The sequence below is a fragment of the Streptomyces sp. NPDC006739 genome (genome assembly GCF_042869815.1).
Lineage (GTDB): Bacteria > Actinomycetota > Actinomycetes > Streptomycetales > Streptomycetaceae > Streptomyces.
In genome coordinates this window covers 29,227-55,046 of record NZ_JBIAGM010000027.1, presented here as the reverse complement: position 1 = coordinate 55,046, position 25,820 = coordinate 29,227, and the positions used below count along the sequence as shown (strand labels likewise).

General features: G+C 72.9%; 20 protein-coding genes. 14 read left to right on the top strand and 6 right to left on the bottom strand.

All coding sequences use genetic code 11. The features are described 5' to 3' along the window. Positions 1-16 precede the first annotated feature (16 nt). A complete protein-coding gene (locus tag ACFYMM_RS36220; protein WP_388394868.1) occupies positions 17-1,081 on the bottom strand; it encodes an NAD-dependent epimerase/dehydratase family protein in 1,065 nt (354 codons plus the stop codon). Positions 1,082-1,253: 172 nt separating this feature from the next. On the opposite strand from ACFYMM_RS36220, the gene ACFYMM_RS36215 reads away from it, so the two are divergent. The 7 genes from ACFYMM_RS36215 (at position 1,254) to ACFYMM_RS36185 (ending at position 13,409) form a co-directional block, all read left to right on the top strand. After that, positions 1,254-2,618, top strand: a complete 1,365-nt coding sequence (locus ACFYMM_RS36215) for an FAD-dependent oxidoreductase (RefSeq protein ID WP_388394865.1) — start codon at positions 1,254-1,256, stop codon at positions 2,616-2,618. A 388-nt stretch (positions 2,619-3,006) separates the two neighbouring features. Next, positions 3,007-5,025 carry an ArnT family glycosyltransferase gene (locus tag ACFYMM_RS36210; protein ID WP_388394863.1) on the top strand — a complete coding sequence of 673 codons (2,019 nt, stop codon included), beginning with the start codon at positions 3,007-3,009 and terminating at the stop codon, positions 5,023-5,025. Between the two features lie 99 nt (positions 5,026-5,124). Beyond that, the gene (locus ACFYMM_RS36205; protein ID WP_388394861.1) at positions 5,125-5,859 is read left to right on the top strand and encodes a hypothetical protein; all 735 of its coding nucleotides are present in this window, start codon (positions 5,125-5,127) and stop codon (positions 5,857-5,859) included. A 335-nt stretch (positions 5,860-6,194) separates the two neighbouring features. Next, positions 6,195-7,448, top strand: a complete 1,254-nt coding sequence (locus tag ACFYMM_RS36200) for a hypothetical protein (protein ID WP_388394859.1) — start codon at positions 6,195-6,197, stop codon at positions 7,446-7,448. Between the two features lie 108 nt (positions 7,449-7,556). After that, entirely contained in the window at positions 7,557-7,850 is a 294-nt protein-coding gene (locus ACFYMM_RS36195) for a YkvA family protein (RefSeq protein WP_388394857.1), read from the top strand. A gap of 197 nt (positions 7,851-8,047) precedes the next feature. Continuing rightward, positions 8,048-10,573 carry a SpoIIE family protein phosphatase gene (locus ACFYMM_RS36190; RefSeq protein ID WP_388394855.1) on the top strand — a complete coding sequence of 842 codons (2,526 nt, stop codon included), beginning with the start codon at positions 8,048-8,050 and terminating at the stop codon, positions 10,571-10,573. A 94-nt stretch (positions 10,574-10,667) separates the two neighbouring features. Then, a complete protein-coding gene (locus tag ACFYMM_RS36185) occupies positions 10,668-13,409 on the top strand; it encodes a SpoIIE family protein phosphatase (protein WP_388394852.1) in 2,742 nt (913 codons plus the stop codon). An 85-nt stretch (positions 13,410-13,494) separates the two neighbouring features. Here ACFYMM_RS36185 and ACFYMM_RS36180 read toward each other — a convergent pair whose 3' ends face one another. Both ACFYMM_RS36180 and ACFYMM_RS36175 read right to left on the bottom strand, forming a co-directional pair. Next, the gene (locus tag ACFYMM_RS36180; protein ID WP_388394850.1) at positions 13,495-13,731 is read right to left on the bottom strand and encodes a hypothetical protein; all 237 of its coding nucleotides are present in this window, start codon (positions 13,729-13,731) and stop codon (positions 13,495-13,497) included. 90 nt (positions 13,732-13,821) lie between these two features. After that, entirely contained in the window at positions 13,822-15,681 is a 1,860-nt protein-coding gene (locus tag ACFYMM_RS36175; RefSeq protein WP_388394849.1) for a glycoside hydrolase family 15 protein, read from the bottom strand. Positions 15,682-15,889: 208 nt separating this feature from the next. On the opposite strand from ACFYMM_RS36175, the gene ACFYMM_RS36170 reads away from it, so the two are divergent. Continuing rightward, the gene (locus ACFYMM_RS36170) at positions 15,890-16,096 is read left to right on the top strand and encodes a hypothetical protein (protein ID WP_388394846.1); all 207 of its coding nucleotides are present in this window, start codon (positions 15,890-15,892) and stop codon (positions 16,094-16,096) included. A gap of 30 nt (positions 16,097-16,126) precedes the next feature. Here the strand turns inward: ACFYMM_RS36170 and ACFYMM_RS36165 are convergent, their stop codons facing one another. Beyond that, complete coding sequence (locus tag ACFYMM_RS36165; protein ID WP_388394843.1) at positions 16,127-16,633, bottom strand: DUF5709 domain-containing protein; 507 nt, start codon at positions 16,631-16,633, stop codon at positions 16,127-16,129. A 411-nt stretch (positions 16,634-17,044) separates the two neighbouring features. Between ACFYMM_RS36165 and ACFYMM_RS36160 the strand changes: the two genes are divergently transcribed. Together ACFYMM_RS36160 and ACFYMM_RS36155 are read left to right on the top strand one after the other, a co-directional pair. Continuing rightward, positions 17,045-18,517: an APC family permease gene (locus ACFYMM_RS36160; RefSeq protein ID WP_388394840.1), complete on the top strand. Its 1,473-nt coding sequence runs from the start codon at positions 17,045-17,047 to the stop codon at positions 18,515-18,517. An 11-nt stretch (positions 18,518-18,528) separates the two neighbouring features. Beyond that, complete coding sequence (locus ACFYMM_RS36155) at positions 18,529-19,500, top strand: hypothetical protein (protein ID WP_388394837.1); 972 nt, start codon at positions 18,529-18,531, stop codon at positions 19,498-19,500. A 31-nt stretch (positions 19,501-19,531) separates the two neighbouring features. On the opposite strand, the gene efeB is transcribed toward ACFYMM_RS36155, so the two are convergent. Both efeB and efeU read right to left on the bottom strand, forming a co-directional pair. Further along, positions 19,532-20,812 (bottom strand): iron uptake transporter deferrochelatase/peroxidase subunit, encoded by a 1,281-nt coding sequence (gene efeB / locus ACFYMM_RS36150; protein ID WP_388394834.1) that lies wholly within the window; start codon positions 20,810-20,812, stop codon positions 19,532-19,534. Positions 20,813-20,871: 59 nt separating this feature from the next. Next, a complete protein-coding gene (gene efeU / locus ACFYMM_RS36145; RefSeq protein WP_388394832.1) occupies positions 20,872-22,902 on the bottom strand; it encodes an iron uptake transporter permease EfeU in 2,031 nt (676 codons plus the stop codon). 189 nt (positions 22,903-23,091) lie between these two features. Between efeU and ACFYMM_RS36140 the strand changes: the two genes are divergently transcribed. From ACFYMM_RS36140 to ACFYMM_RS36125, 4 genes are read left to right on the top strand one after another with little or no spacing between them, the layout of a single operon-like run. Beyond that, complete coding sequence (locus ACFYMM_RS36140) at positions 23,092-23,754, top strand: DedA family protein (RefSeq protein ID WP_388394829.1); 663 nt, start codon at positions 23,092-23,094, stop codon at positions 23,752-23,754. Then, positions 23,751-24,356 (top strand): phosphatase PAP2 family protein, encoded by a 606-nt coding sequence (locus ACFYMM_RS36135; protein WP_388394827.1) that lies wholly within the window; start codon positions 23,751-23,753, stop codon positions 24,354-24,356. The genes ACFYMM_RS36140 and ACFYMM_RS36135 overlap by 4 nt, the downstream gene beginning before the upstream one ends. Next, positions 24,353-25,165 (top strand): phosphatase PAP2 family protein, encoded by an 813-nt coding sequence (locus ACFYMM_RS36130; RefSeq protein ID WP_388394824.1) that lies wholly within the window; start codon positions 24,353-24,355, stop codon positions 25,163-25,165. The genes ACFYMM_RS36135 and ACFYMM_RS36130 overlap by 4 nt, the downstream gene beginning before the upstream one ends. Next, the gene (locus ACFYMM_RS36125) at positions 25,119-25,781 is read left to right on the top strand and encodes a response regulator transcription factor (RefSeq protein ID WP_388394821.1); all 663 of its coding nucleotides are present in this window, start codon (positions 25,119-25,121) and stop codon (positions 25,779-25,781) included. Before ACFYMM_RS36130 ends, ACFYMM_RS36125 begins: the two co-directional genes overlap by 47 nt. Positions 25,782-25,820: the final 39 nt, after the last annotated feature.

Sequence of the window (25,820 nt, the reverse complement as noted above, 5' to 3'; positions counted from 1 at the left end):
CCGGGACCGGCGCCGGTCAGCCCGTTCTCCGCCGGGCGCGCCAGCTGTCGTAGTGGTCGAGGAGGGTCTCCTCGACCGGCCGGTAGGTGAGGCCGAGGTCCCGGACGCTCCTGGCGTTGTCGACGCGGAAGCGGATGCCGAGGTGTTTGCGGATGTAGTCCTGGGTGAGGCCGAACGCCGGGCCCAGGACCCTGACCGGCCAGTGCGGCAGCGCGGTGCGCGGCAGGCGGAGGTCACGCGGGTGGCGGGTCCGGATGATCCGCGACATCTCGTGGAAGGACGTCATCGTCTCGGCCGCGACGATGTAACGGCCCTCGGCGGCTGGGTTCTCCGCCGCCGCGATGTGCGCGTCGGCCACGTCACGCACGTCCGCCGTGGTGAAGCTGAAGTCGGGGGCGCCGTAGCAGAAGTAGCCCTTGAACAGCTCGTCCAGCAGGAAGAGGCTGCCGGACTCGGACGCGGGAGTGAGCGAAGGGCCCAGGATCAGGCCGGGGTTGAGCGACACCATGCGCCAGCGGTCCTGGGCCGCCTCGGCCTCCCGGGCGGCGCGTTCGGCGACGGTCTTGGCGTAGTGGTAGGGATTGTTCGCCACCGTACTGGTGGTGTTGAAGTACTTCTCCGACAGCACCTGGCCGTCCATCTCCAGGACGTCGGCGTAGTCACCGAAGACGGCACCGACGGTGGAGGTGAACACCAGGGTGCGGACCTCCCGGGTCCGTTCGATGCTCGCCAGCACATTGCGGGTGCCGAGCAGCGCCGGGTCCACCACGTCCCGTCGCCCGTCCCTGATCCTCTCCGGCATCAGGAAAGGCGAAGCCACGTGGAAGACGACGGCACAGCCGCGCAGCGCCTCGTCGAAGGACCCCTCCTTCAGCAAGTCCGCCGCGAACAGGTCGAGTCGGCCGGGAAAGGCCTCCTGCATCTCCCACAGCGGCCGTACCTTGCGGGCCCGGGAGGTGTCGCGCACGGTGGCGCGGACCCGGTATCCCCGCTCCAGCAGCCGCCGTACCAGATGGCTGCCGACGAAACCGCTGCCGCCGGTCACCGCGACGGTCGTCCCCGCGTCCGAGCCTGCGCCCACGCCCTCACCCCTCGCTCCCCGACACCGCCCCTCGGTGCGCCGGGAACAGAGTACGCGCCAGGCATAAACTCAGCTTATGACGTCATAGAACGGACCCGCGTACCAACTTAGGGCTGCCTTAGCTTAGGCTTCCCGTTCGAGTAGCCTGTTTTCGCTCGAAGGGAACCAGATCATGCCGCGCCCCCTGCGGGTAGCCATCGTCGGAGCCGGCCCCGCCGGGATCTACGCCGCCGATGCCCTGCTCAAGTCCGAGGTGGCCGCCGAGCCCGGCGTGTCCATCGACCTCTTCGAGCGCATGCCCGCCCCGTTCGGCCTGATCCGCTACGGCGTCGCCCCCGACCACCCGCGCATCAAGGGCATCATCACCGCCCTGCACCAGGTGCTCGACAAGCCGCAGATCCGGCTCTTCGGCAACGTCGACTACCCGGCCGACATCAGCCTCGACGACCTGCGCGCCTTCTACGACGCGGTGATCTTCTCCACGGGCGCCACGGCCGACCGCGAGCTGCGCATACCCGGCATCGACCTGGACGGCTCGTACGGCGCCGCCGACTTCGTCTCCTGGTACGACGGCCACCCTGACGTACCGCGCACCTGGCCGCTGGAGGCGGAGAAGGTGGCCGTGCTGGGCGTCGGCAACGTCGCTCTCGACGTGGCCCGCATCCTCGCCAAGACGGCCGACGAGCTGCTGCCCACCGAGATCCCGCCGAACGTCTACGACGGTCTGAAGGCGAACAAGGCCCTGGAGGTCCACGTCTTCGGCCGGCGCGGCCCGGCGCAGGCGAAGTTCAGCCCGATGGAGCTGCGGGAGCTGGACCACTCCCCCAACATCGAGGTCATCGTCGATCCCGAGGACATCGACTACGACGCGGGCTCGATCGAGACCCGGCGCGGCAACAAGCAGGCCGACATGGTCGCCAAGACCCTGGAGAACTGGGCGATCCGGGACATCGGCGACCGGCCGCACAAGTTGTTCCTGCACTTCTTCGAGTCGCCCACCGAGGTCCTCGGCGAGGACGGCAAGGTCGTCGGCCTGCGCACCGAGCGCACCACCCTGGACGGCACCGGCAACGTCAAGGGAACCGGCACCTTCAAGGACTGGGACGTCAGCGCCGTCTACCGCGCCGTCGGCTACCTCTCCGACAAGCTGCCCAAGCTGCCCTGGGACATCGACTCGGGCACCGTCCCGGACGACGGCGGCCGGGTGATCGAGGAGAGCGGCGGCCATCTGCAGTCCACCTACGTCACCGGCTGGATCCGGCGCGGACCCGTCGGTCTGATCGGCCACACCAAGGGTGACGCCAACGAGACGGTGTCCGCCCTTCTCGACGACCACGCGAACGGCCGTCTGCACACCCCGGCCTCGCCGGAGCCGGAGGCCGTCGACGCCTTCCTCGCCGAGCGGAACGTCCGCTTCACCACCTGGGAGGGCTGGTACAAGCTGGACGCCGCCGAGAAGGCCCTGGGCGAGCCGCAGGGCCGTGAGCGCGTGAAGCTCGTCGAGCGTGCGGACATGCTCCGGGAGAGCGGGGCGTAGCTCCCGGTCCGGAGGCCCGCGAAGGGCTGTGAAGGGCTGTGAACAGGGCCCGCCCCGAGCGGATGGGTGGGCGGGCCCGTTCGACGCACCATTGTCGGGGCCGCGCACCGGCACGGACACGTGTGAACGGCCCTCCTCCGACGCGCGCCGCGCGCGCCCCGCGTGTGGGGCGCGCCTCCCGTGCGCGGGAGCGGCCCGGACGCCGGTGTTCGGATCCCCCTCTTACCTGCAGTTCCCGCTACCTCCCATTCCGGTGAGAGGGCGGTGAGACCTGCACACGGTTAAATCTCCGTTCAGATTCCGTGCATGTCGACCGACGGATACTCCCCAAGATCCGGATCGCCCACCGCGTCCGGATCGAGTCTTCGGGAGTCCTGAAAGGCCGTTCATGCTCACCCCCCACAGCGAGCCGACCCGCGAGCGCGCCACCGAGCCCGCGCCGGCGCGCGCCATCTCCGCCATGCTGCCCCGTCCCCGCGCCGGGGGGTGGGCGCCGCCCGTGCCCCGCACGGGTTCGCCCAGGCCGGCGTACGAACTCCCGGTGCTGCTGGGCATCGTGGCGGTCGCCGCCGTGCTCACCCTGTGGGGCCTGGACGACAGCTCGTTCCACGGGTTCTACGCGGCCGGCGTGCGCAGCATGACCGACAGTCCGGTCGCCTTCTTCTACGGGTCCTTCGACCCGGGCAACACGATCACGATCGACAAGCTGCCCGGCTACTTGTGGCCGCAGGCCCTGTCGGCGCTGGTCTTCGGCTTCCGTCCATGGGCGCTGGTGCTGCCGCAGGCGATCGAGGCCATGGCCTGCGTGGTCGTGCTCCATGGCCTGGTGCGCCGCTGGGCGGGCGTGCCGGCCGGTCTGCTGGCGGCCGGCTTCCTGACTCTCACTCCCGTGTTCGTCGGCCTTGGGCGGTCCGTCACGGAGGACTCGCCGTTCACCCTGCTGCTGCTCCTGGCCGCCGCGGCCACCCAGCGGGCGACCGAGCGGGGCCGGGGCCGCCGGCTGTGCCTGGCGGGAGTGTGGGTGGGTCTGGCCTTCCAGTGCAAAATGCTGGAGGCCTGGGCGGTGCTGCCCGCGCTCGCCGTCACCTACCTCGTCGCCGCGCCCACGACCCTGCGCCGTCGGCTCCTGGACGTGGCGCTGGCCGGCGCGGTGGCGTTCGGCGTGTCGCTGTCGTGGATGGCGGTGGCCACGCTGACCCCGGCGTCCGACCGCCCCTACCTCGACGGCACCACGGACAACTCGGCCTACGGTCTGGTCGTCGGCTACAACTTCCTGACCCGCTTCCACGGCCTCGACGCGGCCGCCGCCGGCAGCGTCGCCCCCAACGAGAGCCTGCGGACCGCCGGCACCGGACCCGGCATGGGCGACAGCGTCTGGAAGATGTTCAGCCCCGGGATCGCCACCCAGACCGGATGGCTGTACCCGCTGGCCGCGCTCGGGCTCGCGGGCGGTGCGTGGGCGCTGTGGCGGAGGCGTGCGGGCCGCACGGACCGAGTGCTGGCGGGCCATGTGCTGTGGGGGTCATGGCTGGTCACGTTCTTCCTGGTGTTCAGCTTCGGCAGCGTGACCGGACACACCTACTACATGGGTGTCGTCGCCGTGGCGCTGGCCGCGCTGGGCGGCGCCGGGACCGTAGGGGCCTGGCGGGCGTGCCGCAAGGGCGGCCGGCGGGCCTGGGCGCTGCCCGGCGTGATCGCCGTGAACCTCGCCTGGTGCGTGACCCTGACGCTGTGGTACCCGCGCTTCTTCCCCTGGTCCGTCCCCACCGCCGCGGCCCTCGGCCTTGTAGCCCTGGTCGCCCTGGTGCTTGCCTGCGTCCGTCGACAGCCGCGCCTCGTCACGGCCGGCCTGGCCGCCGGGCTCGCCGCGGTGCTGCTCGTCCCGGCCGTCTGGTCCGCGTCGGCGCTGTCCCTGCGCTACAACCAGCCCGGCTCGCTGGGCCGCGTGGGCCCCACCAACCACCGGGTGGGCAACCCGCTCGCGACGCTCGGCCCGACCCGGGAACGGCTGCTGGCCTACCTGACCGCGCACCGGGGCGGCGCCGAGTACCTGGCCGCGGTGCCCGGCTGGTGGGAGGCCGCGCCCTACATCATCTCCGCCGACGCGCACGTGCTGCCCGTGGGCGGCTTCACCGGCCGGGTCCCCCATCCGACGTCCGGTGGCTTCCGCGAGCTGATCGACACCGGCCGGCTGCGCTACGTCGTCCTGAAGCGCGCCGAGGCGCACCGGAGCCTGCGCCACGCGGTCACTCCCACTGACGTGATCATGCGCTGGACCGTCGGCCACTGCACGGCAGTGCCACCGGCGGCCTACGGCTCCGGTGACCGGACGGAAACGCTGTACGAGTGCGGCCCGGGTCACGAGGCGAACGGGCCGCACCACGTGAGGGTGCCGTATCACCGGTGACCACGGCGCCTTGTTCCACTCCGTGATCACGGGTCGCCCGTGCTCGCTTGCACGGGCCGGGATCTTGCGGATGTCCCAGCGGCCGGTCACTCTGGCGGGATGGGGGGCATCTTGGTGCGGAGGGCGCCGCGGGCGCTGCTGTGGTCGGTGTGGTGGGCGCTGGCGGCAGCCGTTCCGTCGGGGATTTCGCTGCTTGCGCTACGGTTCGTGCCGGACTTGTGGCGCGAGGACGACAAGGGTCTGGTCCTCGTGCTCGCGATCGCGGGCCTGCTGTTCCATCTGTGGGTCGCGGCGGTGTACCTGTACGACGGGCAGCGCTGGAGTGGCCGGGCCGGTAGATGGAGGGTAGTGGTCTGCTGTGCCGGCGTTGTTGTCGTCCTCGCCAGTTGGTTCACGGCCATCGTCTTCGGCAGGGACGATGTCGAACAGCAGATCCTGCACGATCGCGGGGTGACGGCTACGGGCGTGGTCACCGGGCCCTGGTCCACGCAAGGCGACCACGGTCCCATGGTGGTCGGGGTCCATGTCCGTCTGGGCGACGGCACGACGTTCGCCGTCGGGGGCTATCCGCGGGTGGGCAGCACTGTGCAGGTCACCTCCGATCCCCTGGGAACGGCTGAACCGCAGCTCGGCCCACGGCCGGCCGTACCCGGGAGACTGGGCCTGAAGGTGACCCTCGCGGTGCTGATCGTCGGCCAGATCATGACGGCGAGCATCGTCGTAGGGCCGCTCGACCAAGACCCCGTTCCGCGAAGACTGCGCCGCCGGCGCCCTCCAGCCGACGAAACGCCCGTCGGCAAGGGGCCGTCCCACGCGTTGGAGTCCGGCGCCTGAGGGTCCACTCACCCGACCTACGCCGCCAGCGCGGCGAACTGAGCTCAAGTCGCGACTGGGTCGCCACGCAGCAGAGTCGACAGATTCCTCCCCGGAAAAGAGTCGTTGACCGGATCCAGCTCCCGCCATGGGCGGGAGTGGACACGGACTCCAGTCGCGTTGGGGCACGGCGGGAGCGGGCTCTCCGTCCGGGGCGAATCCGATCCCGCTGTCCGGCGCTTATTTCTGCGGACGCACCCGGCGGCGGCTCGACTCGCGGGCCCCCGCCCTGCGTGTCGCGAGCGCAGACAGTGATACTGGGAGGCGGACCCCCGCCCCCATCCGCAGATTGGCTCATGTCGAACTCCGCCACCGACCGCGCCACCACCCCGCAGACCCCGCTGACCCTCTGGGCGGCCCGCGGCCGTCATACCGGTCCCGCCGCCGAGGACGTCGTGCGCCGCCGTCTGGGCCTCCGCAAGGAGAGCGGGGCCATCGACGACTTCACCGAACCCGCCCACCCCGACGAAAAGCCCGATTCATCCGAGTTGCCCGAGTCGCTCGACGCCCCCGACACCCCCGACGCCCAAGCCTCGGCCGCCTCGCCCGAGGTCTCCGACCGGCGGGTCTTCGAGGCACGCTGGCGGGCCGGCGGTGAGGTGACCGTGCGGGCCCGCCTGACGCTCGTGTCCGCGCCGGAGCGGGAGGAGGGGCAGGAGTGGGTGCTCGTCGCGGAGGCGGAGCGCCCCTGGGACGACAGGTGGCCGTCGCCCGCGACGATGTTCTGGCCCGAGGCACCGGAGAGGTCCGAGGGGCCCGAGGGGCCCGAGGGGCAGGGGTCCGATGACGACCACGACGGCGGCGACGGCATCTGGGACCGTCACCCTGCCGTCCCCGGCCTGCGCTTCGGGCGGGTCAATCCGTTGCCGACGGACGACAAGGAGATACGGCGTCTGCTGCGCTCCGCCGCCCGCGACGCCTGGTGCGTGAACCTCGTCGTGCACGAGGCGATGACCCCGGACGCGAAGGGACGGCTGCCGCTGACCCGGCTGCTGCCGCCCGGCCTGCGCCACCGCGTGGTCGAGCACCGGGCGGCGCCGCACCAACTGCGTGCCGTCAACTGGGCCCTGAAGGACCTCGGCGTCGAGGTGCCGCGCGGCGGGGCGGTGCTGCTGCCGCCGGATCCCGCACCGGCCGGTTACGTCGGGCAGGACCACTGCGTGCGCAGCGTCTTCCTGGACGGCTCGGAGCCCACCGAACTCCTGGAGGTGCTCCGGCGGTTCACCGCCCTGCCCAGGCCCCTGCCGCCGGGTGCGGAGGAGGCGCTGACCGATCTGCGCGGGAACTGGAGCCTGCTGACCCTCCAGGAGGAGCTGGACCGGGCGCGCCGGCTCGTCGCCATGTACGCCGAGGCGCTGGAGGCCATGACCAAGTCCCGGGACCTGTACCGGGAGGCCGCCGAGAGGGCCCACGAGGCGCTGACCGCCTACCGGGACACCCCCGCCCCCGCCGATCCGCCGCAGCAGCAACCGGGTGCCGCTGCCGTCTCCCCCTTGCAGCAGCTGACCCGGACCTTCGAACGGCTGAAGGGCGGCGCGAAGAAGGGGTAGCGCGCCGCCCGCGAGGGCGGTACGAACGCCGGGACCGGGAAGGTGACATGGGAAGGCCCGCAAGGCCCGGGCCGCCCTGATGCACCGCAGGACAGGAGACCCGCCCCGATGGACACCACCGCGACCCTGCTGCTGATCGCCGCCGTCGTCGCGGCGGCGCTGCTCGCCCTCGCTGTCGGCCTGCTGATACGGCTGGTCCGCACCCGGCGCGCACTGCGGCGGGCCGGGCTGCCGACCGGCCCGCGCTGGGTGTTCTGGGGCGCGGTGCTGTACCTGGTGCTGCCGACCGACCTGCTGCCCGACCCCATCTATCTGGACGACATCGGTGTCCTGCTCCTGGCGCTGCGCAGCATGCGCGCCGCACGGGAACCCCTGCCGCCGCCGGACATGACCGAGAACTGAGGGCCGGGGCCGGTGCCTCTCCAGATGACCTGTCGGCGCGTCGGCACCGGGCTCGACCGTCCAGGCCGGCCCTCCCCTTCACCGGACGATCACCGTCCCCCCAGGTGCGCTCCCGCGTCCCCGGGGCGCATTCTTGCTGTGTCACCCACCTGGCGGCGCAGGGACGCGGCAGGGACGATGACGACGAGGTAGGAGCGATGACTGGGAGCGGGGAGCGCAGCCTCCGCACGCGGGCCCGGCTGACCGCGCTGCTGGTCGACGCCTCGACCGGCGCGCTCGGCGCGGCGGGCGGGAGCGCGGCGGGGGTGTACCTGCGCTCCGGTACGCCCGGTCTGCTGCGGCTCGCCGTGCTGGTGGGGCTGCCCGGCCCGCTGTTCCGGCCCTGGTGGCGGCTGCACGTGGACCGCCCCTTCCCGGTCGCCGACGCCTACCGGCTCGGGGCGCCGGTGGTGCTGTCCGACGCGGCGGAGACGATGCGCCGCTATCCCCAGTTCGCGGCGGGCCTGCCCTTCCAGTTCGGGTCCGTGCACGTGCCCGTGCCGGGAGCGGCGGCCGGGGCCTTCGGGGTGCTCACCGTGCTGCGTCCGTCCTCGTCCGACACGGTGGACGAGCTGCTGGACCGGGACCGCCTGGCCCGGCTGGCCGGGCGGCTGGGCGCCGAGCTGGGCGGCCTGGCCGGCGGGGACAATTCGGCCGTCGTCTGGGACGCGGAGCCGCTGTGCGTCCGGCCGCCGCAGACCCGGCCCGCCGAGGCCCGGGTGGGACATTTCACCTGGGACCCCGAGACCTCGGCGGTGCGCACGGACGACCGGCTGCCCGCTCTGCTGGGGGTGCCGCCCGCGGAGTTCCCGGACTCGGGCGCGGCGCTCGCGCGGGTCCTGGCGCCGGCCGACGCCCACCGGATCCTGGCCGCGTTGCGCGAGACCGCCGCCGGGAGACCGCCGCCCGCGCCGCTGGCGGTGCGGTCCGGGGACGGCGCCCCGCGCGTGCTGGACCTGTGGTCCCCGGACGCCGGGAACCCGCCGCCGGTCGTCGGGACCGTGGTCGAGCCGGGCGCCGCCGCCTCGGCCCACGGTGCGGCCGACCTGCTCCCGCAGGGCGTGTTCTGCCTGGACCGGATGGGGCTGATCGTCTACGCCAACCAGGCCGCGGCACGGCTCACCGGACGCCGGCGGAGCCAGCTCCTCGGCCACCCCCTGTGGGAGGCCCTGCCCTGGCTGAACGGGCCGCCGTACGACGACCACCTGCGCGGCGCGCTGCTGGCGCCGGGTCCGGTGCGCTTCGAGGCCCGCCGGCCCGCGGACGGCACCGGCGAGTCCGACCGCGGCGAGTGGCTGGCCCTGTCCGTGCACCCCGGCCCCGACCTGCTCACCTGCACACTCGTCCCGGTGAACCGGATGGACGCCCCCGAGGACCTGGCTCCCGACGACCCCGTGACGACCACCGTGCACGCCGACGGCCGCACGGTGGCGGGCGGGCCGTCGACGACCCCGGCGTACCGGCCCATCGTCCTCGCCATCGCGCTGACCGACGCGGTGACCGCCCGGCAGGTGTCGGAGGTGGTCATGCAGGAGCTGCTGCCCGCGTTCGGCGGCCGCCACCTCGCCATCTACCTGCTCCAGGACCGGCACATGTTCCTGGCCTGGGAGACCGGCTTCCCGCAGGGCTTCCTCGTCCCCTTCGAGGGCGTCGGTCTCGACGCCCATCTGCCCGGCGTGGAGACGCTGACCACCGGACGACCGCTGTTCTTCGAGTCGATGCAGCAACTGGCGGCCGCCTACCCGGGCATCCTGCTGGACGCCGACGAGGGCGCCCGTGCCTTTCTGCCGCTGATCGCCTCGGGGCGGCCGGTCGGCTCCTGCATCCTCGGCTTCGACCGCTCGCGCAGCTTCAGTACCGAGGAACGCACGGTTCTCACCGCCCTCGCCGGGCTGATCGCCCACGCCATGGAGCGGGCCCAGCGCTACGACAGCGAGGCCGCCCTCGCCCGGGGGCTGCAGCAGGCCCTGCTGCCCAGGCGGCTGTCGGCCCACCCCGGGGTGGAGACCGCGGGGCGCTATCTGCCCGGCACGCAGGGCCTGGACGTCGGCGGGGACTGGTACGACGTGGTCGAGGCCGGGGACGGGCTCGCCCTGGTCATCGGGGACGTCCAGGGGCACGGTGTGCAGGCGGCGGCCACCATGGGCCAACTGCGCAGCGCGGTGAGGGCGTTCGCGCTCGGCGACCGGCCGCCCGACGAGGTGATGAGCGGCACGAACCATCTGCTCATCGATCTCGATCCGGGCCAGTTCGCGAGCTGTTGCTATCTGCGTCTGGACCCCGCCACCGGACTCGCCCGGGTGGCCCGCGCCGGACATCCGCCGCCGCTGCTGCGCTCCCCTGACGGCCGTACCCGGGTCCTGGACCTGCCCGGCGGGGTCGTCCTCGGCGTGGATCCGCTGGCCCGCTACCCGGTGGCCGAGCTGAGCCTGGAACCGGACGCCATCCTCGCGCTGTACACCGACGGGCTGGTGGAACGGCCCGGTGCCGACATCGACGACGGGATCGCGGCGCTGCGCAGGGCGCTGGCCAAGGCCGGCGGGGCCGCCGGGCGGCGCGGCGGCCGCTCCCTGGCCGGGGTCGCCGACCGGCTCACCGCGACGGCGCGGCACGCCACGGACCGCCCCGACGACGTCGCACTGCTGCTCGCCACCCGGCGCCCGGTGTCCGCACACCGCGGGTGACCGACGGCCCCGTACGTCCACCGGAGGGCATCACGGGCTGTCACCTGGTGTGACGGGCCTCGCCTACGGGGGCCGGGCAGTGTAGACATGGCACATGGTCCGACTGCCCGGCCGGCCCGCGACTCGGCCGCCCCGTCCTCCCGGGTACCCGCACGCACCGCTCGGCCCTCGGCCACAGGACGGAACCGGACCGTCCCCGGACAGCCCCGGGGTGCTGCGGTCCGCGGTGAGCCGACGCAGTGTGGCCGGTCAGGTGTTCGTCCTCCAAGTGGTGATCGTCCTGCTGCTGGTGGTGTCGGCCGTGGTGGCGCAGGTGCTGCAGGTGCGGCACGACACCAGCCTGGAGGCCCGCAACCGCTCGCTCGCGGTCGCCGAGTCGTTCGCCGACTCCCCCGGCATGGTGGCGGCGCTGCGCTCCCCGGATCCGACGGCGGTCCTCCAGCCGAGGGCGGAGGCCGCCCGGATGGCGACCGGCGTGGACTTCATCGTGGTGATGAACACCGACGGCATCCGCTACACGCATCCCAAACCGGACCGGATCGGCAAGAAGTTCGTCGGCACCATCGCGCCGGCCGTGGCCGGGGGCACCGTCGTCGAGGAGATCAACGGGACCATAGGGCCACTGGTGCAGGTGGTGGTGCCCGTCCGGGATCCGAGCGGCCGGGTCGTCGGGCTGGTGTCGTCCGGCATCACCACCGCGCACGTGGGCGGTGCCGCCGACCAGCAGCTGCCCCTGCTGCTCGCGGCGGCCGCCGCCGCCCTCGCCCTGGCCACCGCGGGCACGGCCCTGGTGAGCCGGCGCCTGCTGCGCCAGACGCACGGGCTCGGACCGTACGAGATGACCCGGATGTACGAGCACCACGACGCGGTGCTGCACGCGGTGCGCGAGGGTGTCCTGATCGTCGGCGGCGAGGGCCGGCTGCTGCTCGCCAACGACGAGGCGCACCGGCTGCTGGACCTGCCCGCCGACGCCGAGCGCCGGCATGTGCTGGACCTGGGGCTGGACGGCGACACGGCCGCGCTGCTCGCCTCCGGGCGGGTCGCCACGGACGAGGTGCACCTGGTCAAGGACCGGCTGCTGGCGATCAACCAGCGACCCACCGACCTGCGCGGCGGCCCGGCCGGCAGCGTCACCACGCTGCGCGACTCCACGGAGCTGCGCGCCCTGTCCGGCCGCGCCGAGGTGGCGCGCGAGCGGCTCAACATGCTGTACGACGCGGGTGTCGGCATCGGCACCAGTCTGGACGTGACCCGCACGGCCGAGGAGCTGGCGGAGCTGGCCGTGCCCCGGTTCGCGGACTTCGCCACCGTGGACCTGTTCGAAGCGGTGCTGAAAGGGGAGGAGCCGCAGCCCGGTGCCGCGCTGCGGCGCACCGCGGTCAGCGGCATCCGCAAGGACGCCCCGCTGTATCCGGTGGGTGAACGCATCCGGTTCGTGGAGACCTCCCCGCAGGCCCGCAGTCTGCTGTCCGGGCAGGCCGTCGTGGAGCCCCGGCTGCGGCAGGCGCCGGGCTGGCTGGCGCAGGACCTGGAGCGCACCGGACAGGTCGTCGCGTTCGGCATCCACTCGCTGATCACGGTGCCGTTGCGGGCGGGCAGTCTGGTCCTCGGCGTGGCCAACTTCTGGCGGGCCGAGAAGCCCCAGCCGTTCGACAGCGAGGAGCTGGCGCTGGCCGAGGAGCTGGTGGCCCGGGCCGCGGTGTCCATCGACAACGCCCGCCGCTACACGCGCGAGCACGGTATGGCGGTGGCGCTGCAGCGCAGCCTGCTGCCGCGCACCCTGCCCGAGCAGGACGCCCTGGAGATCGCCTACCGCTATCTGCCGGCGCAGGCGGGCGTGGGCGGCGACTGGTTCGACGTGCTGCCGCTGTCGGGCGCCCGGGTGGCGCTGGTGGTGGGGGACGTCGTGGGGCACGGGCTGCACGCGGCGGCCACGATGGGGCGGCTGCGCACGGCGGTGCACAACTTCTCCGCGCTCGACCTGCTACCCGACGAACTCCTGTCCCTGCTGGACGAGTTGGTGGGCCGGATCGACCAGGACGAGACCCCGGCCGACGGGGCCGCCGCGGTCACCGGCGCGACCTGTCTGTACGCGGTCTACGATCCGGTGGCCCGGCGCTGCACCGTCGCTCGGGCCGGCCATCCACCGCCCGCGCTGGTGCGTCCCGACGGCCGGGTCGAGTTCCCCGACGTGCCCGCCGGACCGCCGCTGGGGCTGGGCGGACTGCCGTTCGAGACCGTCGATCTGGAGCTGGACGAGGGCAGCCGGCTGGTGCTGTACACGGACGGGCTGGTGGAGGACCGGGAACGGGACATCGACGTCGGCCTCGACCTGCTGGGCGACGCCCTGCGGCGCACGGACGGCGCATCCCCCGAGGACACCTGCCGGACCGTGCTGGAACACCTCCCGGCCCGGCCCAGTGACGACATCGCGCTGATCGTCGCCCGCACCCGGGTCCTCGGCCCCGACCGGGTCGCCGAGTGGCAGGTGCCCGCCGATCCGGCGGCCGTCTCGGAGGTCCGGTCGGCGGTGTCCCGGCAACTGACCGAATGGGGCCTGGACGAGCTGTCGTTCACGACGGAGCTGATCCTGAGCGAGCTGGTCACCAACGCCATCCGCTACGGCCGCGACCCCATCGGGGTACGGCTGCTGTACGAGCGGACGCTGATCTGCGAGGTCTCCGACAGCAGCACCACCTCGCCGCATCTGCGGTACGCGGCGAGCACCGACGAGGGGGGCCGAGGCCTGTTCCTGGTCGCACAGCTCGCCGAACGCTGGGGCACCCGCTACACACCGGCCGGGAAGATCATCTGGGCGGAGCAGACGCTGCCCTGAGCCCCCGGCGACAGCGTGACAACAGCGCGCGGGCGCCGCCGCGTGCGGCGCCCGCGCGGGGACCGGGTACGAGCGGAGCGGCCGGTCAGCCGCCGTTCAGCCGCGAGCGCAGCAGCTGCTTTCCCAGCTCGGCGCCCTTGCGGCTGTCGGCCTGAGCCTTGCGGAAGAGGTCGGCGGCCTCGTTGTCCTTGTCGCGTTCCGCGTCCTGGATGTAGGACTCCAGGCGCAGGGCGTTGCTCAGACACGCCTCGACGTACCAGATGAGGTTGTAGTCCTTGTCCCGGGTGCCGGTGACGTCGCCGGTCTCGGTGGTGCTGCTCATGCGGGTCTCCTCCCTGTCCGACCCCGCGTTCCCTGCTTTCCGGAGCCCCCGGGTACCCATGCGCCCGGCCGGCACACCGGAGGTGCCCGGTCAGCCGAGGGCGAGGTCCAGGTTGAAGGCGGCGCTGATCAGGGCGAGGTGCGTGAAGGCCTGGGGGAAGTTGCCCTGCTGTTCGCCGGTGCGGCCGATCTCCTCGGCGTACAGGCCGAGGTGGTTGGCGTAGGTGAGCATCTTCTCGAAGGCCAGCCGGGCCTCGTCGGTCCGTCCGGCGCGCACCAGGGCCTCCACGTACCAGAACGAGCAGATGGAGAACGTCCCTTCGTCGCCGCGCAGTCCGTCGGGGCTGGCCTGCGGGTCGTAGCGGTAGACCAGGGAGTCGGAGACCAGGTCCTCGGTGAGGGCGTCCAGGGTGGACAGCCACTTGGGATCGGTGGGGGCGACGAACTTGGCCAGCGGCATCATCAGCAGGGAGGCGTCGAGGACGTCGCCGCCCTCGTACTGGACGAAGGCGCCGCGCCGCCGCGACCAGCCACGGTCCATGATCCGCCGGTAGATGGTGTCGCGGGCCTGCCGCCAGCGGGGCAGGTCGGCGGGCAGACCGCGCCGGTTGGCGAGGCGGATGGCCCGCTCGATCGCCACCCAGCACATCAGCCGCGAGTACAGGAAGTCCTTGCGTCCGCCGCGGGTCTCCCACACGCCCTCGTCGGGCTGGTCCCAGTGGTCGCACACCCAGCCGACCAGGTGGCACACGTCGTCCCAGTGGGCGCTGGAGATGGGCTGCGCCCACTTGTCGTAGAGGTAGATGGAGTCGATCAGGGCGCCGTAGATGTCCAGTTGGAGCTGCCCGGCGGCGGCGTTGCCGACCCGGACCGGGGCGGAGCCCTGGTGTCCCTCCAGATGCGGCAGTTCGCGTTCGGGCAGTTCGGTGCGGCCGTCGATGCCGTACATGATCTGCAGCGGCCCCGAGCCGTCGCCGGAGCCGGGGCTGATGTGCGTGCTCAGGAACCGCATGAACGCCTCCGCCTCGCCGGTGAAACCGAGCCGCAGCAGCGCGTAGACGGCGAAGGCGGCGTCGCGGACCCACACATAGCGGTAGTCCCAGTTGCGCTCGCCGCCGAGCTGCTCGGGGAGGCTGGTGGTGGGGGCGGCCACGATGGCACCCGTGGGGGCGTAGGTGAGCAGCTTCAGGGTGAGGGCGGAGCGGTGCACCATCTCGCGCCAGCGGCCGCGGTAGCGGGACTGCGACAGCCAGCGCCGCCAGTAGGCGACGGTCGCGGCGAACTGCCGCTCGGCCTCGGTGCGGGCACAGCCCCGGGGGGCCACCTCGCCGCCGACCTGGTCGAGGGCGAACACCGCGGACTCGCCCTCGCCGAGCTTGAAGTCGGCGCGGGCGTCGGCACCGTCGCCCTCCAGGGTCACGGTGGAGGTGAGGGCGAGGGACTGGACCGGCGACTCGAACAGGGCGGTGTCGCCGAGGATGCGCAGGGTGTGCGGGGCAGCGCCGTAGTCGAAGCGCGGGGCGATGCGGGCCAGGAAGGGGACGGTGCCGCGCACGCACACCACGCGCCGGATCAGCCGGTGCCGGCCCGCCTCGCCGCAGTGCTCGCCCGCTCCGCGCTCGTCCGCTCCGGCCACCGGCATGAAGTCCTGCACCTCACCGACGCCCTCCTCGGTGAAGAACCGGGTGATCAGCACGTTGGTGTCGGGGAAGTAGAACTGCTTGGTGCGCGCCGGGACGGCGGCGGCCAGCTCGAAGGCTCCGCCGCGCTCGGCGTCCAGGACGGCCGCGAAGACGCTGGGCGAGTCGAAGGCCGGGCAGCAGTACCAGTCGATGGTGCCGTCGCTGCCGACCAGGGCCACGCTGCGCAGGTCGCCGATGAGTCCGTGCTCGGCGATCGGCAGGTAGCGGGAGCTTCCGGGCGCGTACTGCCGGAACGACGTCTCGGCCATGTGGCGGCCTCCCCGGGAGGGGTGTGCGGGCTGCTTCCAGCTTAGGACCCCTCGGGGGCGAGTGTTCCGGCCCTGCGCGGGCAGGCGCCGGGCAGCCGGTCCGGCGCGCGTTCGGGATGCAGGGCGCGGCCGGGCGGGGAATCGTGGAATGTGCCCCGGTCTCGCGCACGGGCACGGATGCGGTCATCCGTTCCGAGGAGGAGGCATCATGCCGACGTCACAACCCGAAGAGTCCAGGTCGATCGACGACCACGCCACCCCGGACGCCCTGCTCCACTCGGCTCCCGCCCAGGGCGTCACCCCGGAGGACCTGGTGATGGCGGCGGGCAGGGACATCACCCCGGCGACCCTCGCCTGGGCCCGGCGCAAGCTGGAGACCGAGGGCCACGCGGCCGTGGAGAAGCTGCTGCCGTAGGTCCCCTTCGCCGGGGAGGCCCGGCCGGCTTCAGCCGGCCGGGCCGGGGGGCTCGGGCAGGATCGTGTCGTCCTGGACGACGTGCACCGCGGCCTCCTCGGCGCCCGCGGCGCCGCCGTCGATGCCGACGTCCGAGGCGATCTCCTCCTTGGTGGTGTCGGCGTGGGCACCCTCGTCCGGGGCCACCAGGCGGCCGGCCCGGGCCTCACCCGCCTCCGCGTCGACCGGCTCACCGGCGCCGCCGGGCAGGTCGCCGATGTCGTCCCCGGCCGGGTCCGCGACCTCCGGCACCTCCTGCCGCAGCCGCTCGTCGAGGGTCTCACCCGCGTGCTGTTCGGCCGCGGTCGTGCCGTGCCTGGTGACGCCCAGGGGCCGTTCGGGCGGGGAGTAGCCCTCGTCGAGGACGTCGTCGTAGGTCCGCTCGTCCAGCGCGTCCTGAAGGTCCAGCGGCCCGGCGTCCTCCTGTTCCTCGTTGGTTCCGGTGGGCTGGTACGCGTCGTCCGCCATCGGACTGGGCTCGGGCTGCGGGGCGCTCATGGCCGCCTCCTTCTCCTCGCTCGGGGCGTGTGGGGCTCCCGATCCGCGTTTCCCGCAGCCGCGGGCCTAACCCCGGGAGGCGCCGCACAGATCTCCGGACGGTCACGTTCCGCGGTGCGCGGGCCCCGGCAACCCGCTTGACCAGCGGCGCGGTTGGGTGCGGCCACCGGCCGGGGAGATTACCGGCTGGTCAATCTTGAAACATCAACGAGCGCCGCTATCATCACACCCACACGCGGTGTAACCGGATGCCGACTGGGCGTACGTGCGCACCACCCCTTTCCCTTCTTCTGGCCGGCCCCGACCCGAGGCCATCCCTCTCCGGGTCGAAGGCGGTTCCCCCCACCCCCCACTCCCGTACGCGCCGGGCCTGGTCCCCGTGCCCGTGCACGACCGGAAAGCAGTACAACCATGAGCAACAGCAGGGGCAGAGGGCTGCAGGCCAACGCCCTCGGTACGTTCGACACGGTGGTCATGGCCGTCGCGGGCAGCGCACCGGCGTACTCCATCGCCGCCACCACCGCGGTGCTGGTCGGCGCGGTGGGCCTGGCCAGTCCGGCGGCGCTGCTGTGGTGCGCGATACCGATGCTGGGCATCGCGCTCGCCTTCAGCTACCTCAGCCGCATCGACGTGAACGCGGGCGCCAGTTACTCGTGGGTGGGGCGCACCCTGCACCCCTTCCTGGGCTTCGTCAGCGGCTGGGCGCTGGTGGTGTCCGCGACCATCTTCATGGTCGCCGGCTCACTGCCCGCCGGGTCGATGACGCTCGCGCTCTTCGACGACAGACTCGCCGAGAACACGGCGCTGTCGACGGTGGTCGGCGCCGTCTGGTTCGTGATCATGCTCGGTGTCGTCCTCGGCGGTGCCCGTCTCACCGTCCGCGCCCAGCTGGTGATGTCCGGCGTCGAGCTGGCGATCCTGACGCTGTTCGCGGTGCTGGCGCTCTTCCACTCCGGCAACGCCCGTGCCTTCGACTGGTCGTGGCTCGGCTTCTCCCACTTCGACGGTGTGTCCGGGTTCGCCTCCGGGGCGCTGATCGCCGCGTTCTACTACTGGGGCTGGGACGTCACCAGCAACCTCAGCGAGGAGACCCGCAACAGCCGTCGCACGACGGGCCTGGCCGGTCTGATCGGTGTCGGCATCGTCTTCGTGCTGTTCGAGGTGTTCACCATCGCGGTGAACGTCATCCTCTCCTCCCGGCAGATCGCCGAGAACGACGCCAACGTGCTGACCGTGCTGGGTGAGGAGGTGTGGCCGGGCTGGGGCGGCAGACTGCTGATCGTGGCCGTGATGCTGTCCACCGTGGCCACCCTGGAGACGACGCTGATCCAGGTCTCCCGCTCGCTGTTCGCGATGGGCCGCGACCGTACGATGCCGTCCGCGCTGGGCCGGGTGCACCGCACCTGGAACACGCCCTGGGTGGCCGTCGCCGTGGTCGGCGGGGTGGCGCTGGTGATGTTCGTCGCCTCCAACGCCCTGGGCAGCGTGGGCCAGATCCTGTCCGACGCCATCTCGGCGATCGGTCTGCAGATCGCCGTGTACTACGGCCTGGCGGGGCTGGCGGTGGTCGTCGCCTACCGCAAGATGCTGCTGAAGTCGCCGGCCGACTTCCTGCTGGGCGGGCTGTGGCCGCTGTTCGGCGCGGTGTTCATGTTCTGGATCCTCGTCGAGTCGCTGGGACAGCTGAGTTCCGCGGCCGTCGCGATCGGCATCGGCGGTCTGGCCGTCGGCCTGGTGCCGATGCTCTGGTACTGGAAGCGGGGCAGCGACTACTACCGGCCCGCCAGGCTGGACGCCACCCGCACCATCGAGGCGGAGTACGTCCCCGGTGACCACGCGGCCGCGCGGCCCGACGCCCACGAGGGCCTCCCCACCGACTTCTGAGGGGAAGCCCGATGGCGCGAGACCGTTCCGTCCCCAAGTACGTCCCCGACTTCGACCCCGACTGCGGGGACGCACCACTCACCTCGGCCCGCCAGGACATCGTGATCGGCCGCTGGCAGGGCCTGCGGGAGCTGCTGCGGGCCACCGGCGTCGACTGGCCGGCCCGCGGCCACCGGGTACGGCTGCTGGCGCAGGCCTGCGCGGGCAGTTCGACGGTGGAGTCCTGGCTGGCCGCCGAGCCGCACAACGCCGACGCGCTGGTGCTGCGGGCGGCCACCGAGGCGGCCCGGGCCTTCACCCTGGCCATCGCGGCGGGCCGGGGGGTGCCGATCGGCGCCGACCGCGTCGACGCCGCCGTCCTTTCCTGTCTGCACGCCACCGAGGCGTACCCGGAGGACCCGACGCCGTGGACCTCGCTGCTGTCGGTGGCCCGGCTGTATCCGACCGGTGTGCGCCGCCAGGAAATGGGCCGCTGGTGGGACGAGTTGCACCAGCGCGACCCCTACAGCGTGGAGGGCCACCTCCAGGTGCTGCACTACTACTCGGCCCGCTGGCACGGCACGCACGGCCTGATGTACGACTTCGCCCGCGACGCGGCCGGAGTGGCCCCGCCCGGCTGTGCGCTGCCGGTGCTGGTGCAGTACGCCCGGGTCGAGGAGTTCCGTTCCCTGCTGGACGGCGCGAAGGGCCGCCACACCTCGATGTCGCTGGCCCGGCACTGGGACCACGACGGTGCCGTCAGCGACGTACGCCGCACCTGGCAGCGGTGGATCGCGGCCCGCGGCGACGGCCCGCCGGCGCCCGGTGAACTCCGTGACGTCAACTACCTGGCGCACGCGGCCTGTCAGGCGGGCACCGCGGACATCGCGTCGGCCCTGCTGCGCCTGCTGGACCGGCGCGCGACCCGCACGCCGTGGTCGTACACCGGGGACCCGGAGAAACAGCTGGCGAAATGGCACCGGGAGCTGGCGCCGCGGGGGTGACGGACGTGCGGTGCCCGGCCTTCGCGGCCGGTCAGGCCGAGAGCATCCCCCGGCCCAGCCAGTCCTTGGCGTCCTCGACCCCGGGCAGCGCGAAGAAGTAGCCGCCGCCGGTCGGCGAGATGTAGTCGACCAGGGGTTCGTCGATCAGCCGTGTCTGGGTGGCCTCGAACTGGCGCTTGACGTCCTGCTGGTAGCAGCAGAAGGCGAGGCCCATGTCGAGGTTGCCGACGTTGTCCACGCCCCGGTCGTAGTTGTAGCCGCGCCGCAGGATGCGGGAGCTGTCGGTGGCGTCGGTGCGCGGGTTGGCGAGGCGGATGTGCGCGTCGAGGGGGATGGCGGTGCCGTGCGGGTCCTTGGCGTAGTTGGGGATGTCGGTCTCCTGGGCGCCGTCCAGCGGGGCACCGGTGTCCTTGCGGCGACCGAACATCTTCTCCTGCTCGGTCAGCGAGACCCGGTCCCAGAACTCCACCAGCATCCGGATGATCCGGATCACCTGGTAGCTGCCGTTCTTCGTCCAGGCCGGTTCGCCCTGCCCGTCGCCGACCCAGACGAGCCGGCCGGTCTCGCGGGCGGAGGTGACGTCCGGGTTGGCGATGCCGTCCTTGAAGCCGAGCAGGTTGCGCTGGGCGCCGGTGGGACGCGGGGCGCTCTGGAAGCCGTCGATACGCCACTTGATCTGCATCGCGCCCCGGGTGTGCCGGGCGATGTCGCGCAGTGCGTGCAGCACGGTGTCCTGACTGCCCGCGCAGAGCTGGAGGGAGAGGTCGCCGTGGCACTCGGCGGCGTTCAGGTTGTCGTTCGGGAACGTCCGCATGGGCGTCAGCCGGGCGGGCCTGGCCTTCGCGAGGCCGTAGCGGTCGTCGAAGAGGGAGGCGCCGACGCCGACGGTGACGGTCAGCGCGTCGGCGGGGACCTCCGGGCCGAGGATGCCGTTGTCGGAGGGCGGGGCGCCGACCCCGAGGTCGGTGGGGGTGCCGCCGGAGGTGAGGAAGCGGGCGCGCTCGGTGATCGTCCGCAGCAGATCGGCGAGTTCGGCGCGGGAGCCGGCGATCACGTCGAGGGAGACGAAGGTGGCCGCGGCCGGCGCCGGGGTGACGATGCCCGCCTGGTGGATGCCGTGGAAGGGCACCTTGGTGGCGTTGCCGTTGTCCGCCGCCTCGGCCCGGGTCGTACCGCTCTGGCTGAGGGCGAATCCCCCGCCGGCCAGGACCGCTCCGGCGGCGCCGGCGCCGAGCGCGGACTTCACGAAGGAGCGGCGGCCGTGACCGGCGGGGCAGCCGCCCTGCGGGGCGGGCGATTCGGCGGACGGCATGGGGACGTTCCCTTCGGTGCGTGCGGTGTCGGTACGGGGTGCGGGCTGCGGGGCGGTCATCAGGCGGACTTCCGGATCTCCAGCAGGTCCGGAATCGGCGCGAGGTCCTCCAGGAGCTGGCCGGTCGCGCCGTTGAGCCGCTGCCGCGAGGCCGCGTCGAGCCGGTCGACCGGCGTCCACCGGTCGCCCTGGTGGGCGGCGTCCAGCAGCTTCTGCACCCGGGCGATGTCCGCGTCCACGGTCGGCAGCAGCTTGGGTGCACGGGTGGTGAGCAGCGGCTTCAGTACGGTCAGCAACTCGCGGGTGCCGGCCAGGTTGGCGTCGGCGGTCGCCAGGTTGGTGCCGCTGCCCTCGTCGGTGTCGCCGGTCAGTTCGAACTGGAGCGTGTTCTCGAGGATCTCGTGGGCGCGCAGCGGCAGGTCGCCGGGGTCGAAGTCCTGGCGCGGGAAGGCAGCGCGCAGTCCGGAGACGTCGGAGGTGAGCTGTTGGGCCGGGGCCTTGAGCGAGTCGGCCGGCTCCCCGTGCCACAGGCCGTACTCCAGCCGGTGGAAGCCGGCGAAGTCCGTGTCGTGGACGCCGTCCGGCAGGCCGTCGGCGCGCCCGTTGATCTTCTTGTCGAAGTCCTCGAAGGTGCCGTAGGCGGCGCCGAGGGAGGAGTAGGTGCGGTGGGCGGTCAGCCAGTCGGTGCGCGCCTTGTCGAGGTGGCCGCCGGCGATGTCGTCGCTGAGGGTCCGGGTCTGGCCGACGAGGGTGGCCAGACCCTGGTCGACGTAGGCCTTGTACGCCTTCAGGGGTGCGGCGAGGTCCTGTTCGGAGACCGGCACGACCGCCTGGGCGGCCCCGCCGCCGCTGACGCTGACCGACTTGGAGGTGACGGCCTTGCCGCCGGTGGGCACGCAGCGCCAGGCGTAGGTGCCGCCCGCGACGGTGGCGACCAGGTCGCGGGTGGTGCCGGGGGCCAGGCCCTCGATCTCGCCGTATACCGCGTTGCTGGCCGGGTCGACGAGGTACACCTCGGACGTCTTGCTGCCGGTGTTGTGCATCTGGAAGGTCTGCCGTCCGGGCCTGGGCGCGCTGAAGCCCTTGCCGCACTCGGTCTCCGAGACGGCGACCGTCTGGTCACCGGCCGGCTTGGGCCGGGCGAGGGCGACGACCAGACCGGCGAGCACGGCGGGTACGGCGACCACGGCGACCGGGATCACCCAGGCGGGGCGGCGGCGCGCTCCCTCGGCCTCGTCGGCCCCGGCCGCCGGCCGCTCGGGGGCGGGCTTCGGCGTCGTCGCGCGCACTCCGCGCACGAACAGGGTCATCACCACGACGAGGTAGCCGACGTACGCGGTGACCTGGAGCCCGGTCATGGTCGGCGTCAGGTTGAAGACGCCCTGGACCAGGGTGCTGTACCAGGAGCCGGCGTCCACGCTGCCGCTGAGGTCGACGGCGTAGGCGGTCTTGCCGGGCAGGACACCGCCCTCCTGGAGGTCCCGCAGGCCGTAGCCGAGGACGCCGGCCGCGATGACGATGAGGACGGCGCCGGTGGCGGTGAAGAACTTGGTCAGGTTGATCTTCAGGACCCGTCGGTACAGGCCCCAGCACAGGCCGGCGGCCAGCACCAGGCCGATCGCGGCGCCGGCCATGGGGCCCGCGGACTCACCGGCGGCCTGGGCGGTGGTCCACAGGAACAGGGCGGTCTCCAGGCCCTCGCGGCCCACGGCGAGGAAGGAGGTGACGATCAGCATGCCGGAGCCCATGGCGAGGGCGCCGGTCACCTTCTCCTTGATCTCGCCCGAGAGGCTGCGGGCGGAGCGGCGCATCCAGAAGACCATCGCCGTGACGAAGGCCACGGCGACGACACTGAGGGTGCCGCCGAAGGCCTCCTGCGCGGTGGCGGACAGGGAGGCGGCGGTGAAGGTGAGGACCGCGCCGAAGCTCAGGGCCATGGCGATCGCGGCCAGGACGCCGGTCCACACCTGCGGGAGCCGGGACCGGGCGTCGGCCCGTACTAGGGTTGCGACGAGTATGGAGACGATGAGTCCGGCTTCGAGTCCCTCCCTCAGCCCGATCAGGAAACTCGGAAACGCGTCGTCCCACATGCCCTGCGGCCCTCCCACTTAGTGAAGGCAAACCTTACCTCCGCGGACCATCATGGCTACACGTACGTAATCGGTCAGTCATGAATGAGCAATGGAGAGGTAAAGGCCGGGAACGAACGGCCCTCTCCGGTCGTCTACAGTCCAGCAGACCGTCTACAAATGTGTAGTCAAAAGAAAGGGCGTGCGACGATGACCGCTGCCTCCCCCCTGTCGTCGCAGCTCGCTGTCAACGTGCTGGACGCCCACTCGCTGCTGGCCGCCTTCGGCGTGCTGGGCGTCGGCGTGGTGCTGTTCGCCGAGACGGGGCTGCTGATCGGATTCTTCCTGCCCGGTGACTCACTGCTGTTCACCGCGGGCCTGCTGTGCACCAGCGCGTCCGGCAGCGGGCTGCACCTGTCGCTGGCGCCGCTGCTGACGGCGGCCGCGGTGGGCGCGCTGGCGGGCTCGCAGTGCGGGTTCCTGCTCGGCCGGAAGGCGGGCGGGGCGCTGCTGGCCAGGAGTTCGTCGACCAGACTGCACGAGGGCGCCAAGCGCGCCGAGGAACTGCTGGAGCGGTACGGGTTCGCCAAGGCGATCGTGCTGGCCCGATTCGTGCCGGTGGTGCGGACGGTGCTGAACCCGATGGCCGGGGCGCTCGGCGTGCCCGTGCGCACGTTCACCGTCTGGCAGGTGGTGGGCGGGCTGGTGTGGAGCCTCGGGCTCACCCTCGCCGGGTACGCGCTGGGTTCGTCGATCCCGAATGTCGACAAGTACCTGCTGCCGCTGGTGGCGCTGATCGTCGTCGTGTCGCTGATCCCGCTGGCCGCCGAGGTGCTGCGCTCGCGCAGGGCCGCCAAGGAGGCGCGCGGATGATCGTGGCGTTCGGGGGCGCGTCGGTGGACGGGCCCCTCTACCGGGACGTGGTGGATCTCGCCCACCGCTCCCCCGGCTGGCTGGACGACACCGTGGCGGTCTGGTCGGCCTACGGGCTGGCCGTGTTCGGGCTGCTGATGGCCGTGGGCTGGTGGCGGGCGCGCCGGGCGGGTGCGACAGCGGCCCTGACCGCGCTGGCCGTTCCGGTGGCCGTGCTGCTGGCCTTCGGCGTGGACGCCGTTGTGAAGCTGCTGGTGCACGAGAACCGGCCCTGCCGGGGGCTCGCCTTTCGCACGCTGGAGGCGTGTCCGGGGCCGGGTGACTGGGCCTTCCCCAGCAATCACACGGCGATAGCCACGGCGTCCGCGGTGGCCCTGTTCTTCGTCTCCCGCCGGCTGGGCGTCATCGCCTCGGTGGCCGCCCTCGCCATGGGCGCCTCCCGGGTGTGGGTCGGCGTCCACTATCCGCATGACGTCGTCGCGGGCGCCCTGGTCGGCGGTCTGGTCGCGTTCGCCGCGATGTCCGCGCTGCGGCGGTTGCCCGCGGAGGTGCCGCGGCGGCTGTCGGCGACATGGCTGCGTCCCCTGCTGCTGGTGTCATGACCCGCAGGCACGTCGCGGAACTCTCGGGAAGCGTCGCGCTCGGGGCCTGGGCGGCGTTCGGCGTCCTGGCGATGGTCGCGGCCGGAGGACACGGGGCGCCGCTGCTCCTGGACCACCGCCTGTTGTCCTGGTCCGTCGGCCACCGGCCGGAGATGGCGGTGGCCGTGGCCCGCGGCCTGACGGCCACCGGCACCGGGGTCGTCCCGTACCTCCTGGTGGTCCTGGCCGGGCTTCTGGTGGGGCGCACGGGTCGGCAGCGGCTGACCGCCGCCGTCCTCTGGGCCGCCTGCCTCGGCCTGGGCCAGGCCGTGCGGTACGGCGTGATGGAACTGGTCGCCCGTCCGCGTCCGCCGCAGTACGAATGGCAGACGCACGCGTCCGGCTGGTCCTACCCCTCAGGGCACACCACCACCGCGGCCCTGACGGCCGGCCTGCTGCTCATCGCCCTGCGCATCCGCGCCCCACGCGGCCGGACCCCGCTGGCGGTGGCCGTCGCCTGCTGGGGGGCGTGCGTCGGGCTGACCCGCGTCTACCTCGGGGTGCACTGGTCCACCGACGTTCTCGGCGGCTGGCTGTTCGCCCTGGGCTGGCTCGGCCTGTGCGTGTGGGCGACGTCCTGGCACCTGCCCGACCGCCTCACCGCCGCCCCGCCGGGACCCGCCCCGGCACCCCCGCCGCAACACCCGCCCGTCGACCCGCCAACCGCCCCCACGCCCGACTCGCCGCCCACCGGGACCCGGTCGCAGGCGGCCCCGGAGGACCATGCGACCCAAGATCCTGGTCGTCGAGGACGATCACGTCCTGCGTGATGTGCTGCGGCGCGGCCTGCACGAGGAGGAGTTCGACACGGCGTCCGCCGCCGACGGCGCCACCGCGCTGCGGCTGGCGACGCCCGACGTGGCCGCCGCCGTGGTGGACGTGGGGCTGCCCGACGCGGACGGCCGGGACGTGTGCCAGGCGATGCGCGCCAACGGCTTCCTCGCCCCGGTCCTCTTCCTGACGGCCCGGCACGGGCTGACCGACCGGCTGTCGGGTTTCTCGGCGGGCGGCGACGACTACCTGACCAAGCCCTTCCATCTGGCCGAGCTGGCCGCCCGGCTGCGGGCCGCCCTCAGACGGGCCGCGCCCGCGCCCACGGCCTCGTCGGGCGAACTGGTGCTGGACGCGGTCCGGCACAGCGCCGGCGCGGGCGGTACCCGCATCGACCTGACCCCGACGGAGTTCCGTCTGCTGGCGGTGCTCACCGCGGCGGGCGGGAGCATCGTGCGGCGGCGCGAACTCGTGCGGGCCGGCTGGCCGGAGGGTGCCCAGGTCAGCGACAACACCCTGGACCAGTACCTGACCCGGCTGCGGCGCAAGCTGCGCGAGGCGGACAGCGAGCTGACCATCGCCACCGCGCGGGGCATCGGCCACCGGCTCGCATGAGGCGCCACCGCGGGCGAAAGACCCAGGCCGCGGGGCGCC

Coding starts and splice junctions, on each gene's coding strand:
- ACFYMM_RS36215 (WP_388394865.1), top strand. CDS start 1,254: ATGCCGCGCCCCCTGCGGGTAGCCATCGTCGGAGCCGGCCCCGCCGGG.
- ACFYMM_RS36210 (WP_388394863.1), top strand. CDS start 3,007: ATGCTCACCCCCCACAGCGAGCCGACCCGCGAGCGCGCCACCGAGCCC.
- ACFYMM_RS36205 (WP_388394861.1), top strand. CDS start 5,125: ATGGGGGGCATCTTGGTGCGGAGGGCGCCGCGGGCGCTGCTGTGGTCG.
- ACFYMM_RS36200 (WP_388394859.1), top strand. CDS start 6,195: ATGTCGAACTCCGCCACCGACCGCGCCACCACCCCGCAGACCCCGCTG.
- ACFYMM_RS36195 (WP_388394857.1), top strand. CDS start 7,557: ATGGACACCACCGCGACCCTGCTGCTGATCGCCGCCGTCGTCGCGGCG.
- ACFYMM_RS36190 (WP_388394855.1), top strand. CDS start 8,048: ATGACTGGGAGCGGGGAGCGCAGCCTCCGCACGCGGGCCCGGCTGACC.
- ACFYMM_RS36185 (WP_388394852.1), top strand. CDS start 10,668: ATGGTCCGACTGCCCGGCCGGCCCGCGACTCGGCCGCCCCGTCCTCCC.
- ACFYMM_RS36180 (WP_388394850.1), bottom strand. CDS start 13,731: ATGAGCAGCACCACCGAGACCGGCGACGTCACCGGCACCCGGGACAAG.
- ACFYMM_RS36175 (WP_388394849.1), bottom strand. CDS start 15,681: ATGGCCGAGACGTCGTTCCGGCAGTACGCGCCCGGAAGCTCCCGCTAC.
- ACFYMM_RS36170 (WP_388394846.1), top strand. CDS start 15,890: ATGCCGACGTCACAACCCGAAGAGTCCAGGTCGATCGACGACCACGCC.
- ACFYMM_RS36165 (WP_388394843.1), bottom strand. CDS start 16,633: ATGAGCGCCCCGCAGCCCGAGCCCAGTCCGATGGCGGACGACGCGTAC.
- ACFYMM_RS36160 (WP_388394840.1), top strand. CDS start 17,045: ATGAGCAACAGCAGGGGCAGAGGGCTGCAGGCCAACGCCCTCGGTACG.
- ACFYMM_RS36155 (WP_388394837.1), top strand. CDS start 18,529: ATGGCGCGAGACCGTTCCGTCCCCAAGTACGTCCCCGACTTCGACCCC.
- efeB (WP_388394834.1), bottom strand. CDS start 20,812: ATGCCGTCCGCCGAATCGCCCGCCCCGCAGGGCGGCTGCCCCGCCGGT.
- efeU (WP_388394832.1), bottom strand. CDS start 22,902: ATGTGGGACGACGCGTTTCCGAGTTTCCTGATCGGGCTGAGGGAGGGA.
- ACFYMM_RS36140 (WP_388394829.1), top strand. CDS start 23,092: ATGACCGCTGCCTCCCCCCTGTCGTCGCAGCTCGCTGTCAACGTGCTG.
- ACFYMM_RS36135 (WP_388394827.1), top strand. CDS start 23,751: ATGATCGTGGCGTTCGGGGGCGCGTCGGTGGACGGGCCCCTCTACCGG.
- ACFYMM_RS36130 (WP_388394824.1), top strand. CDS start 24,353: ATGACCCGCAGGCACGTCGCGGAACTCTCGGGAAGCGTCGCGCTCGGG.
- ACFYMM_RS36125 (WP_388394821.1), top strand. CDS start 25,119: ATGCGACCCAAGATCCTGGTCGTCGAGGACGATCACGTCCTGCGTGAT.